Origin of the sequence: Cytobacillus eiseniae (assembly GCF_017874625.1) — a bacterium.
GTDB classification, from domain to species: Bacteria; Bacillota; Bacilli; order Bacillales; family Cytobacillaceae; genus Cytobacillus; species Cytobacillus eiseniae.
This window is the reverse complement of the sequence record NZ_JAGIKZ010000021.1, coordinates 46,314-58,976: the sequence shown is the minus strand read 5'-3', so window position 1 is coordinate 58,976 and position 12,663 is coordinate 46,314. Positions and strand designations below refer to the sequence as shown.

Here is a 12,663-nt window from a genome sequence, read left to right as displayed (position 1 = left end):
AGGAAAAGAATTATCCGGTATTAGCTCCGGTTTCCCGAAGTTATCCCAGTCTTACAGGTAGGTTGCCCACGTGTTACTCACCCGTCCGCCGCTAATCTTTGGGAGCAAGCTCCCTCAGATTCGCTCGACTTGCATGTATTAGGCACGCCGCCAGCGTTCGTCCTGAGCCAGGATCAAACTCTCCAATAAAGAGTTGATTAGCTCTAAAATAAAAAATAAGTTTAAACGTTGACGTTTTTTGTTCGTTCAGTTTTCAAAGAGCAATTTTGTCTTTTTGTTTCGATCGCTCAGAAGCGACTTTATTAATATAACACGCATCCTCAATTTTAGTCAATAACTATTTCCGAAAAGTTTTTTTAAAATAATGTTGTTTGTTAAGGACGAGAATCAATATAACACGAACTAAAAATGTTTGCAATATAATTTCTAATAAAAATTTAAATCATTTAATAAAAATACTTTATGGATCAAGATTAGATTACTTCTTTTCTTATATATACTTTTAAGATAAGGTTTAATCTCCAAGAATAATCGCAAATATATTCGTTTGTTCTATATAAGTTAATAAAAGCTTCGTACTATAATTATTTAGATAGATTGTATTCGAATAATAAGCCAAAGCAATTATATATCTTGGACCTGTAAAAAAGATTGTGGAGGGAACTATGACAGAGATCTATATAAAAAGAATCTATGAACCCTACGAACCAAAAGATGGTTATCGAATTCTAGTTGATCGTCTATGGCCTAGAGGCATTTCAAAAAATGAAGCAAAGCTAGCAATGTGGGCAAAAGAAGTAGCACCGAGCGATAAGCTCAGAAAATGGTTTGGACATCGATCTGAACTATTTGATGCGTTTCGCAGCAAATATCTAGAAGAACTGCAAAATGATTCTATCAAATCCCAACAAGTTGAAAGGATTTGCTCTATCGCTTCAGAAGATATAGTTACACTAGTATACGCTGCAAAAGATCCAATTCATAATAACGCATATATTTTAAAAGAAGAATTACTGCGTAAGTTGAATACATATTGATTCATTTAAATAAAAAAGCAAGCCTTCTACTTAGATAACCCAATCGGACGAATACTGTGAAATCGTTTGTTATCCTTTCTATACACATACTTATTAACAATACAAACAGGAATATAAAAGTAATCCACCGTCTTATACACAGGTTGTGGATAAAAATATCCTCTTTATCCACAAAAATAACGTTAATTCTAAAGCAATCTACGGCGATTTTACTCTTACATTTAAATAAATAAGGCATAGAACTAGCATTTGCGACATACATTCTATTAACTCTATCACATTCGAAAGGTGTGGGACTACTGGAAACAGGAGCGTTATTACTGTCTGTAATCATGGCAGTTTTTTTACTCTTATATTCATTTATAGAAGGGATTAAAATAACAAATTCAGAAGAGAAAGTATATGGAGGCACATTTCTATTAGCAGTAACTGCAGGCTTTATTTTCTTTGGCTTATCCCATGTATTTATCTAAAAAAAAGGAATCACTCATTTACAACTAGAGGATTCCTTTTTTATTAAACTATTTTAGCGAAAATTGTTGTGGATGAAAACACTGTGAGCAGTGCTTGATTTCCGCTCCATAATGAATTACTCTGACACGGTCTTTTTCCTCATTTCCTTCATTCTTACTCTTCGCTCATCTAGTAAAAATAAGGAGACTCCGCCAATTACAATCGCACCTCCAAGAGCTTGTGTCCAAACGACTGCCTCTTGTAATAAGTAATACGCTAGTATCGCTGCACCAACTGGTTCGAACAATATAGCCATTGAAATGGTTGATGTACTGAGCCATTTTAACGACCAATTAAATAATGTATGGCCAAGTAAATTTGGTATAATTGCTAGAAGAATAAAATAGACCCAATCATTAGTAGCATAAGGAACTAATGGTTCCTGTCTAATGAGCACATAGATTAATAGCGTAATTGTACTAATGCTATATACCACAAATGTATAAGTAACTAAGGACAATCTCTTTCTTACTGATTGGCCAAACATTAAATAGGCTGTAACTAAGGCACAAGCGATTAATGCTAAAAAGTCACCAAAAAGGGCAGAACCGCTAATTTTGAAATCTCCCCAGCTTATAATGACACTGCCAAAGACAGCAAGCAGCCCACTTAGGATCGCTTTCCAAGAAAACTTTTCTTTAAAGAAAAAATAAGTTCCCAGAAAAGCAAATAAAGGCTGTAAGGTCACCAACACAGTTGAGCTCGCAACAGAGGTGTAATTCAATGATTCAAACCAAAGAATAAAATGAAATGCTAGGAAAACCCCTGCGACGATTGAAAAGATCCAATCCCGTCTTGTAATAAGACGCAGCTCAGGAACATATTTTATTAAGAATACCGGCAACATAATTAGAACGGAAAAAAATAATCGGTAAAAGGCGATGACACCCGAGGGTGCACTTGATACTTTTACGAGGATCGCTGATGTTGATACCGATATGACACCTATAGCCAAAACAGCATAAGGATTTACTTTTGTGTCTGACATTTATCTGTTCTCCTTATCTATTTGTACTTTCATTCAAAATCTATTCTATTTTATTACTTTTTACTATGCTTTTATAGCCCCTATTCTAAAATACAATAAGGAGCAGGGATAAATCATGAGCAATATAGAAATAGAAATATTAATAAAGTTAGGCATATCCGCTTTTCTTGGCCTCGTCATCGGTATAGAACGAGAGCTAAAAAGAAAGCCTGTTGGTTTAAAAACAAGTCTCGTCATCTCTATTGTAAGTTGTCTATTAACGATCGTATCCATCGAATCTGCGTATATGTTCCCAGGAAAAGAAGGAGTCAATATTACAATGGATCCTTTGCGTTTAGCTGCGCAAATCGTTTCAGGAATTGGTTTTCTGGGGGCAGGGGTTATTTTAAGAAGGGGAAATGATAGCATCTCTGGTCTGACAACTGCAGCACTAATTTGGGGAGCAGCAGGAATTGGCATCGCTGTCGGTGCGGGTTTCTATATCGAAGCGATGGCTGGAGTTGCTCTATTAATTATTAGTGTCGAATTCATCCCATTCGTCATTGGACTTATCGGCCCAAGAAAATTAAGAGAAAAAGAAATTACTCTCCAGCTTAAAGTCACAAATAAAGAAAATATAGAAGAAATCCTATCAGCCATCAAAGATTTAAAGATTTCTATTAAACGGGTGCGCATTAAAGATTTAGAAGAGAAAAAACACCTTATTCAACTTGTCGTAACTGTTAACCAAAAGAAAAGCATTACAGATGTTTATTACAGCGTCTCTCAGCTTAATGGGGTTAAAAGCGTGGAGGTCGAAAGCCTTAGCTAGCTTCCTTTTCTATCGTTTCTTTTATAAAGTGAGATTTTAACTCTTGCCAAGCATCCCGGTTGCCGATATAATTTTCTTATATCCATTAACCGGGGCATTAGCTCAGCTGGGAGAGCGTTTGGCTGGCAGCCAAAAGGTCAGCGGTTCGATCCCGCTATGCTCCATAACAAAAAACCCTTGATATTCAAGGGTTTTTCTTCTTTTATCTCCATTCTTGTAAATCAATTAAGACTTATACATCGACTAATCAGTTAACCAATTAATAAGGAATTTAAAAAAGGATACAGGCTTCCTTACCATCTGGATAAAGAAGCCTGAACCAAATAATTCAAATTATTTCCCCTCAATAGATGTCCATTTATATGAAGCAAATACGCCGAATGGGTGAGCAACATAGCCTTTAACATAAGGCTTTTTAAGCTGAGCCAAACCTGATTGATACATAGGTGAAATGGCTGCATCCTCTTCGATTAAAATTTTCTCAGCCTCCTGCATATTTTCCCATCGCTTAGCCGTATCTGTTGGATTCGTTTTGGCTTCCATGACAAGATGGTCAAAATTTTCATCTCCATAATTTGACCAGTTATTTGGCCCATCTGATAAATAGAGATCAATAAAAGTAATTGGGTCTTGGAAGTCAGGTCCCCAGCCAGAATAAGTAAGGTCATATTGCATGGTTGATTCAAGCTCAAGCTTCTGCTTATTCGGTTGCTGATTGATTTTTATTGTCAGACCAGGTAAATTCGTTTCTAGCTGATTTTTGAAATACTCGCTCACTCGCTTTCTTTCCTCACTGTCATAGCTTAGAAACTCTAACTCTATGCTATCCACGCCAAGTTCCTCTAAACCCTTTTCCCAATACTCTTTTGCTTTTTCGACTCCCTCTTCATTAAACCCCTCGTATTTTGCACGGAAATCCTTCCCGCTTTCATCGAAGGCAAAATCCTTAGGAACTAGATAATAAGCTGGAACAGAACCATTATTTAATAGATTTTCAGCCGCTGCTTTTTTATCCCACCCCATGTCAATCGCTTTACGTATATTCACATTGCCTAAATATTGATTATTTTGGTTCATTCGGATAAAGAATACTTCTGGTTTTAGCAGTGTGCTGTAATCTGGTGTACTTGCATATTGGTCAATGAACTCTGAGGTGATTTCTGTTAAGTCTATTTTGCCAGTATCATATAAATTCACTTTTGTTGCTGCTTCCTTAACAACCTTTACATTGATTGTATCGAGTTTAACTGTATCGACATCCCAATAATTAGAATTTTTCTTATACACCCAGCCAACTTCATGCTCCCATGACTCCAGCTCAAAAGGTCCATTATAAATAAGGTTTTCTACTTCAAGTGCATATTTATCTCCTTGTGACTCAACAAATTCTTGATTTTGCGGAAAAAACACTGGATAAGTAATAAGGCTTAAGAAATATGGGACTGGATGGTCTAATTCCACTTGGAATGTATGATCATCTACTGCTTTAATGCCAAATTCATCTACCTTTCCATACAGACTATCTTCCGAATCCTGTATGGCTGCCGCATTTTTTATATCATTAAAAAGATACGAATAGGTTGATAGTGTCTCTGGATTTATTGCCTTTTTCCATGCGAATTCAAAGTCCTTTGCAGTAACCCCTGTGCCATTGCTCCATTTTGCATCTGTACGAAGATGGAACGTATACACCTTTCCATCTTCACTAACCTCATGACTTTCTGCCATGCCAGGAGTCGGTGCATGAGATGAATCAAGCCTATATAGCCCTTCAAAGATATTATTCATTGTTCGACTAGAAAGAGCATCAAATAATCCAAGTGTATCGAGAGTAGGCAGTTCTCCGCCCTCAACAAGATTAAGCACTTGTTCAGCTAACTCTTCACTAGAACCGCCTTCAGATTTTTCACCTGTTGATGACGACTGTTTACTTTCTCCCCCGTAACACCCTGCCAAAAAGGAACTTACTAACAGCATGAAAGCAATAATAATCGCGCCTTTTATTTTCAATTTCGTTTCCCCCTTACTAGTATTTTGAGTTATAAAATAATTAATTCCTTAGGCGAATGTGTAAGCACTTCATTCCCATCTTGAGTGATTAAGATATCGTCTTCTATTCTTACGCCACCAAGCTTTGGAATATAGATTCCTGGTTCTACAGTTAAAACCATGCCAGGCTGCAGACGAATTTCACAGTTCGCATTTTTAAACGGCTCCTCATGTATATCTAATCCAATTCCATGCCCAGAGCCATGCCCGTATTGTTTTCCATACCCCTTTTCAGTGATGTAATCCCTGCTAAATGCATCAGCCTCTTTTCCTAATATCCCAGGTTTAATACTAGAAAGTGCCTTAGAAAGCGCTTCAAAAACAATAGTGTAGATTCCCTTTAAATCATTATTCGGTTCCCCAACTGCAACCGTTCTTGTTATATCTGACCGATATCCTTGATAATAAGCACCGAAGTCGAGCGTGATCATCTCCCCTTTTTCGATTTTTTTATTGCTTGCTACCCCATGGGGAAAAGCTGAACGGAACCCTGATGCAACAATTATGTCAAACGCAGATGATGTAGCTCCTTGTTTTCTCATATAAAATTCCAATTCATTTGAAACTTCAATTTCTGTTACACCCGGTCTAATAAAATCTAATAGTTGAGTAAAGGCAGCATCTGCAATTTCTGCCGCCGTTTTTATCGCCGCTATTTCTTCTTTATCCTTTATCATTCGCAAGCTTTCAATTGCATTTGATAGTGGGATCATTTCGGCATTGATTCTCTCGTTATATTCAGTATAAGAATAGTAGTTTACATGATTTTGTTCGAAACCGAGTTTTGCAACCTTAAGTCTGTCTGTTTGCCGAACAATTTCCTCTAGTAAGTCAGCTTTTGTACTAACTTCAATGATTGAGAACGCCTTTGCTTGTTCGGTTGCTTGATCCACATATCGAAAATCTACAACTAGAAAAGCCTCTTCCTTGGTCACCAGCACGAGACCTGCCGTACCCGTAAAGCCTGTCATATATCTGCGGTTTTGATCATTCGTAATCAACATAGCGTCTATGCCAAGTTCAGCAAACATGTCTCTTAATTTATCAAGTCTTTTCACCGTTTCTCTCCTCCTAACATAGCCATTGTCATAGAATAACTCAGCCTATTTATTCTTAAATTACAGCTGCAAAAAGCGTGAAAATGAACAACATAGCTCCTGAAATAATCAGTGGATAAACATATAAATCTTTCAAACCAGTCTTATGAGTAGGATCATGTATTCTCTCTGTTTGTTCAGTAACATATTCTTCTAACTTAGATGTTCGTTTATAAAATTGCTTAAAGCTGTAAAGGATCCCGTCAAACAGTCCTCCTTTCAGTACAACTAGAATCCCACCGATCATTAATAACAGCAGCGCAATAAAAAAGAGAGAATTAATAAAGAACAGCCATTTTCCATGAGTTGAAAAAAAGGAGCTAATGGATGAGAATGATAGAGAGAGTACGATGAATAGACATATCTTTTTTATAATCGCTTCTCCCTCCTTTCATTTATTTGCTGCTATTAAATAACATCAAAGTAATTTTTGAAATCGTTATATTCCTGTTCCGTACATGACACCCAATGTTCTGGCTTCACTTCCCTTAGAACAGGTTCTTCTCCCTCATCATTCCAAATCAGCTTTTCATCAAATTTTATTCTCTTCCTTGTCTTCTCTGTTTCTGGATCAGGTAATGGAATGGCTGAGAGCAATGACTTTGTATATGGATGCAATGGATTTTGGTAAAGCTCATTACTTTCAGCTAATTCTACTATTCTCCCTTTATACATCACCCCGATTCGATCACTTATGTACTTCACCATAGAAAGATCGTGAGCAATAAATAGATAGGTTAAACCCTTTTCCTTTTGCAGCCTTTTTAATAAATTGACAACCTGAGCTTGGATGGACACATCAAGGGCAGAAATAGGCTCATCCGCAATGATAAATTCCGGATCTACTGCCAATGCTCTCGCTATTCCAATCCTCTGACGCTGTCCTCCGCTAAATTCATGTGGATAGCGATTCGCATGCTCACGGTTTAACCCGACCGTTTCTAATAGGTCATACACCTTTTCTAATCTTTCTTTTCTATTTATGGAAAGTCCATGTATATCCATTCCTTCTGCAATAATATCCGCCACTGTTTGCCTTGGGTTCAATGAGGAGTATGGGTCCTGAAAAATCATTTGAATTTTTTGATTCAGCTTTTGTGTATCTAAAGAAGACTTTTTATTGTGAATATTGACATTGTTATATAGAATCTCCCCATCTGTGGCATGATACAGCCGGATAATCGTTCGGCCTGTCGTTGACTTTCCACAACCAGATTCCCCTACAAGCCCAAACGTTTCTCCTTTATAAATATCAAAGTCAATCCCATCCACAGCCTTTATCAAATTTGTACCTGAAGTAAAATATTGTTTTAAATTTTTGATTTCCAGAAGCTTTTCTCTTTGTTCCTTCCTTTTAGCCAAATGTTCATTTTGCTTTCCTCTAGGTGCAGTTTGTCGATGTTTTTTTAGAACATCTGGTAGCATAATCTTTGGTGACTTTTCATGCAGCAGCCATGTAGATGCATAGTGGGTATCAGATACCTTAAACATCGGCGGCTCCATTTGATAGTCAATTTTCATCGCATAGCGGTTTCGGTCTGCGAAAGCATCCCCGAGTGGCGGATTTAATAAATCAGGAGGTGAACCGGGAATCGTGATTAGCTCTCCAGCATCTTCATTTAGGTTTGGCATTGCCCCTAATAATCCCCATGTGTAAGGATGTTCAGGATGATAAAAAATTTCATCTACTTTTCCAATTTCAACGATTTTCCCTGCGTACATTACAGCAACCCGATCTGCAATATTGGCGACAACACCTAGATCATGGGTAATGAAAATAATGGACGTACCCATCTTTTTCTGTAAATCCTTTAAAAGCTCTAATATTTGCGCTTGAATGGTTACATCAAGGGCGGTTGTCGGTTCATCTGCAATAAGAATTTTCGGATTACATGAGATAGCCATCGCAATTACTACACGTTGCCGCATGCCACCAGAGAATTGATGCGGGTAAGAAGAAAACCTGTTTTCAGCCTGAGGAATCCCTACCATTTCTAACAGTTCAATTCCTTTTCTCCTTGCTTCTGTTTTTGATACATTTTGATGTTTAATAATACTTTCCATTATTTGCTTTCCGATGGTCATCGTTGGGTTAAGTGATGTCATAGGATCTTGGAAAATCATTGAGATTTCTGACCCACGAATTTTTTGCATTTGTTTTTCGGAATAATGGACGAGATCTTTCCCTTCAAACAAGATTTCCCCGTTGACTATTCTTCCTGGAGGATTCGGAATCAACTTCATTAGACTTTTAGACGTAACAGATTTTCCAGAACCTGACTCACCCACAATAGCAAGCGTTTCTCCTTTATTAAGGTGAAATGAAACGCCTCTAACCGCCTTTACTTCCCCTGCATACGTATCAAAGGATACTTGTAAATTATTTACTTCTAGTATTTTTTCCACATTTTTATCCTCCTATTTGCGCATTTTAGGGTCTAAGGCGTCTCGAAGTCCGTCTCCAATTAAATTAAAGCTAATCATAACCATACTGATAATAATGGAAGAAAATGCAAGCATATGCGGATAGATTCGCAATAATTTATAGCCATCATTTATAAGTGTCCCTAATGATGCAATTGGTGGCTGGAGCCCTAAGCCGATAAAGCTTAAAAATGCCTCTGTAAAAATCGCAGTTGGGATTGTAAACATGGTTGTAATAATTATTGGTCCCATTGAATTTGGAATTAAATGTTTCCAAATTAAACGTCGATCCTTAGCACCTAATGTTCTTGATGCCAATACATATTCCTGTTCCTTAAGCTTAAGTATTTGGCCGCGAACAATTCTTGCCATTCCAACCCAACCTGTAATGACCATTGCTAAAGTAATCGAAATAATCCCAGGCTGTAGAACTAAAATGAGGAGAATAATTACGATTAAGCTCGGAATGCCAACTAAGATCTCCACAATTCTTTGCATGATATTATCGACCTTGCCACCGTAATAGGCAGAGATCCCTCCATATGCAACACCAATAATTAAATCAATAATCGCTGCTAGAAAAGCAATATATAATGAAATACGTGTTCCTTCCCAAACACGCGTCCATAGATCCCGGCCTAAATTGTCGGTGCCAAACCAAAAATTTTCAGAAATTCCGTTTTCTTCATAACGGTCAACACCTTGAATATCCATTCCGTTTAGGCCAAGCCACGAAACATGTTCGAGAACCGGGATTTTTGGTGGTAGATTTGCCCTCGTTAAATCTTGCTCATCATACCCATGCTGATTTACATAAGGGCCAAATATAGCTAAAGCTAGAATTATTGCAATCAAGATTAATCCTACAAATGCAGCTTTATTCTTTCGAAAGCGTTTCCATACTTCTTGCCAATAGGTTATATTCGGACGTAAGATAACTTCTCTGGATTTCTCTGATTCTGCTGGTTGGAACAAATCATCGGTGATCTCTTTATTATTTGGAATCATCATTTTGTCCCCCCAGATAATCTTATTCTTGGATCAATGACTCCATATAAAATATCAACGATTAACACAACACCGATAAATAAAATGCTATAAAATAAAGTAACTCCCATGATGACAGGAAAATCATTCGTCATGATCGATTTGACAAATTGCTCACCAAGCCCGGGTACACTGAATATTTTTTCTATTACTAAGGTGCCTGTCAAAAGGGAAACAGTCATAGGACCAAGGATTGTGATAATCGGAATGGCAGCATTTCGAAGCCCATGCTTCATGACAATTGCAAATTGGTTCAATCCTTTAGCCTTTGCAGTTACAATATAATCCTGCCCCAGCACCTCAAGCATCTCCGTTCGCATGAATCTTGCGATCGTAGCAATAACAAAAACAGACAATGCAATTGTTGGCAATATGGAATATTCAAAGCCTTCCCAAAATGCGACTGGAAGCCATTGCAGCTTTACCCCTACCCAATATTGCAATAACCCAGCAAATACAAAATTGGGAACAGATAATCCAATTACAGCAATAAGCATTGCCATATAATCAATTGCCGTATTATGTTTAATAGCAGCAATAATTCCTAGAATGATTCCAATTATGCAGCCGAATAAAAGAGACTGCGCCCCTAAAACAGCTGAAGCCCCAATCCGCTCACCAATAATATCTGTCACTGCACGGCCATCATATTGGAAAGAAACGCCGAAATCTCCTTTAAAAATATTTGTCATATACTTAACATATTGAATGGGAGCAGGCTCGTCCAAGCCGTATCTTTCATACAATCTTTCCTTTTGCGACTCGGAAAGCCTTTCATCATTAAATGGTGAACCCGGTAAGGTTTGCATTAAAAAGAAAGTAAATGTGGCAATAACCAAGAATGTGATGAGCATATAGCCAATTCTTCCAAAAATATAGCGGCCCATTTTCACACCTCCATTTATATGTAAAATATAAAGCAATTGATCAATTTGATTACCATCCCTTAGAAATAACTAGATTCTAGAAATAATAGAGTTCATAAAGTCGCTACACAATTTCCCCTCCAATTCCACTGGATATAACGGAATATTCCGAAAACAAATATTGCTATAATGCTTAAATGAAAAATGGGCAAATGAAATCTATTCCGCTCTTATTCACGTTACACTGAACAAAACGGACAGCCTTTAACATTCATGCTGTCCGTTTGTCCCAAGTTAAAGAATTAATTACAAAGTTTAATAGATAAGTTATTTCAATTTCACCCAAACACACTTCACTTCGGTATAATTATCTAATGCGTAAGAACCCATTTCACGTCCGATGCCTGATTGCTTATAGCCCCCAAATGGTGCTGCCGCATCTTCTAAATTGTAGTCATTGATCCAAACCGTACCTGCTTTTAATTGATTGGCTACTCTATGTGCCGTTTTTACATTTTCTGTCCACACTCCGGCTGCGAGTCCATATGGCGTGTTGTTTGCTCTCTCGATTACTTCTTCCACTGTATCGAATCGGAGGACAGCAACAACGGGACCAAAAATTTCTTCCTTTGCAATCGTCATTTCATCTGTCACATCAGCAAAAATGGTTGGCTTTACGAAATAGCCTTTATCAAACGCTTTTTCTCCACCTGCTGCTACTCTTGCACCTTCCGCTTTTCCCTTTTCAATATATCCAAGTACACGCTCCAGCTGCTTTTCAGAAACGAGCGGACCCATTTCAGCCCCCTTTTCCATTCCTGCACCTAGCTTGACGTTTTCAGCCATTTTGGCAAGTTCGTCGACAACCTTGTCATAATGCTTACGATGAACAAATACACGAGAGCCAGCACTGCAGTTCTGGCCATGATTATACATGATGCCATTAAAAGCTCCTGGAATAGCTTCGGATAAGTCAGCATCCTCAAGGATAATATTCGGTGATTTCCCACCCAGCTCCAACGTCACATGCTTAACCGTTTCAGCCGCTTGGCGCATAATGTATTTACCCGTTACGGTTGATCCTGTAAATGCTACCTTATCTACATCCGGATGATTAACGATTGCAGCACCTGAAGTTTGGCCAAATCCAGGAACAAAGTTAACGACACCATCAGGGAATCCTGCCTCTTTAAAAAGCTGGGCAGAATACATAAGGGATAATGGGGTTTGCTCCGCTGGTTTTAGTACAATCGTACAACCAGTTGCTAGGGCTGCCCCCATTTTCCATGCTGCCATTACTAACGGATAGTTCCAAGGAATAATTTGACCGACAACCCCAATTGGCTCATGCCTCGTATAGTTCAGATAATCCTTTGAGATCGGGAAGGTTTGACCTAGAATCTTTGTTGCCCAGCCAGCATAATAACGATAATGTTCTACTGCTGCAGGGATATCATCCTCCAGAGCGATTTGATAGGGTTTTCCGTTATCCAATGCTTCTAACTGTGCCAATTCTTCTCTATTTTCTTCTAGTAAATCAGCAAACTTATAAATGAGGCGTGCTCGCTCAGCTGCACTTAAATCTGGCCAGGGCCCTTTTTCAAATGCTTGACGAGCTGCCTTCACCGCTAAGTCAACGTCCTCTTCATCTGCTTCACTTACGACAGCTAGCACTTCTTCTGTTGCAGGGTTATACGTTTCAAACTTTTTCCCACTGACAGAAGGCACGTATTTCCCATTGATAAATAGTTCAATCTTCCCTTCAAGGAACGCTTTTACCTTTGGTTTTAATTCTATTTGTGTTGTTAACAATGATATTCCTCCTTCATTT

10 protein-coding genes, 1 tRNA gene and 1 rRNA gene are annotated in these 12,663 nt (G+C 38.0%); 3 read left to right on the top strand and 9 right to left on the bottom strand.

From position 1 onward, the window contains the following. Window positions 1–189: ribosomal RNA gene (locus J2Z40_RS15070) — 16S ribosomal RNA — on the bottom strand; the annotation flags it as partial. A 476-nt stretch (window positions 190–665) separates the two neighbouring features. Between J2Z40_RS15070 and J2Z40_RS15065 the strand changes: the two genes are divergently transcribed. After that, window positions 666–1,037, top strand: a complete 372-nt coding sequence (locus J2Z40_RS15065) for a DUF488 domain-containing protein (protein ID WP_066397083.1) — start codon at window positions 666–668, stop codon at window positions 1,035–1,037. Window positions 1,038–1,626: 589 nt separating this feature from the next. Here the strand turns inward: J2Z40_RS15065 and J2Z40_RS15060 are convergent. Continuing rightward, window positions 1,627–2,538 carry a DMT family transporter gene (locus J2Z40_RS15060; protein WP_066397087.1) on the bottom strand — a complete coding sequence of 304 codons (912 nt, stop codon included), beginning with the start codon at window positions 2,536–2,538 and terminating at the stop codon, window positions 1,627–1,629. A gap of 115 nt (window positions 2,539–2,653) precedes the next feature. Here J2Z40_RS15060 and J2Z40_RS15055 point away from each other — a divergent pair, with 115 nt between their 5' ends. Continuing rightward, window positions 2,654–3,349, top strand: coding sequence for an MgtC/SapB family protein (locus tag J2Z40_RS15055; RefSeq protein WP_066397088.1), 696 nt, complete (start codon window positions 2,654–2,656; stop codon window positions 3,347–3,349). 91 nt (window positions 3,350–3,440) lie between these two features. Next, window positions 3,441–3,513: transfer RNA gene (locus J2Z40_RS15050), tRNA-Ala, on the top strand. 169 nt (window positions 3,514–3,682) lie between these two features. Here J2Z40_RS15050 and J2Z40_RS15045 read toward each other — a convergent pair. The 7 genes from J2Z40_RS15045 to J2Z40_RS15015 form a co-directional block, all read right to left on the bottom strand. Continuing rightward, entirely contained in the window at window positions 3,683–5,359 is a 1,677-nt protein-coding gene (locus tag J2Z40_RS15045) for a peptide ABC transporter substrate-binding protein (RefSeq protein ID WP_066397091.1), read from the bottom strand. Window positions 5,360–5,388: 29 nt separating this feature from the next. Continuing rightward, window positions 5,389–6,456, bottom strand: coding sequence for a M24 family metallopeptidase (locus tag J2Z40_RS15040; protein WP_066397094.1), 1,068 nt, complete (start codon window positions 6,454–6,456; stop codon window positions 5,389–5,391). 55 nt (window positions 6,457–6,511) lie between these two features. Further along, a complete protein-coding gene (locus J2Z40_RS15035; RefSeq protein ID WP_342590342.1) occupies window positions 6,512–6,778 on the bottom strand; it encodes a DUF3899 domain-containing protein in 267 nt (88 codons plus the stop codon). 125 nt (window positions 6,779–6,903) lie between these two features. After that, the gene (locus tag J2Z40_RS20045) at window positions 6,904–8,901 is read right to left on the bottom strand and encodes a dipeptide ABC transporter ATP-binding protein (RefSeq protein ID WP_066397100.1); all 1,998 of its coding nucleotides are present in this window, start codon (window positions 8,899–8,901) and stop codon (window positions 6,904–6,906) included. Between the two features lie 12 nt (window positions 8,902–8,913). Further along, a complete protein-coding gene (opp3C, locus tag J2Z40_RS15025) occupies window positions 8,914–9,927 on the bottom strand; it encodes an oligopeptide ABC transporter permease (RefSeq protein ID WP_066399480.1) in 1,014 nt (337 codons plus the stop codon). Beyond that, window positions 9,927–10,853: an oligopeptide ABC transporter permease gene (opp3b, locus tag J2Z40_RS15020; RefSeq protein WP_066397103.1), complete on the bottom strand. Its 927-nt coding sequence runs from the start codon at window positions 10,851–10,853 to the stop codon at window positions 9,927–9,929. The genes opp3C and opp3b overlap by 1 nt, the downstream gene beginning before the upstream one ends. Window positions 10,854–11,159: 306 nt before the next feature. Further along, complete coding sequence (locus tag J2Z40_RS15015) at window positions 11,160–12,644, bottom strand: aldehyde dehydrogenase family protein (RefSeq protein ID WP_066397105.1); 1,485 nt, start codon at window positions 12,642–12,644, stop codon at window positions 11,160–11,162. Window positions 12,645–12,663 lie beyond the last annotated feature (19 nt).

Bases quoted from the DNA above. Each gene is read 5' to 3' on its own strand.
- J2Z40_RS15060 (WP_066397087.1), bottom strand. From the start codon at position 2,538: ATGTCAGACACAAAAGTAAATCCTTATGCTGTTTTGGCTATAGGTGTC.
- J2Z40_RS15055 (WP_066397088.1), top strand. From the start codon at position 2,654: ATGAGCAATATAGAAATAGAAATATTAATAAAGTTAGGCATATCCGCT.
- opp3b (WP_066397103.1), bottom strand. From the start codon at position 10,853: ATGGGCCGCTATATTTTTGGAAGAATTGGCTATATGCTCATCACATTC.
- opp3C (WP_066399480.1), bottom strand. From the start codon at position 9,927: ATGATTCCAAATAATAAAGAGATCACCGATGATTTGTTCCAACCAGCA.
- J2Z40_RS15065 (WP_066397083.1), top strand. From the start codon at position 666: ATGACAGAGATCTATATAAAAAGAATCTATGAACCCTACGAACCAAAA.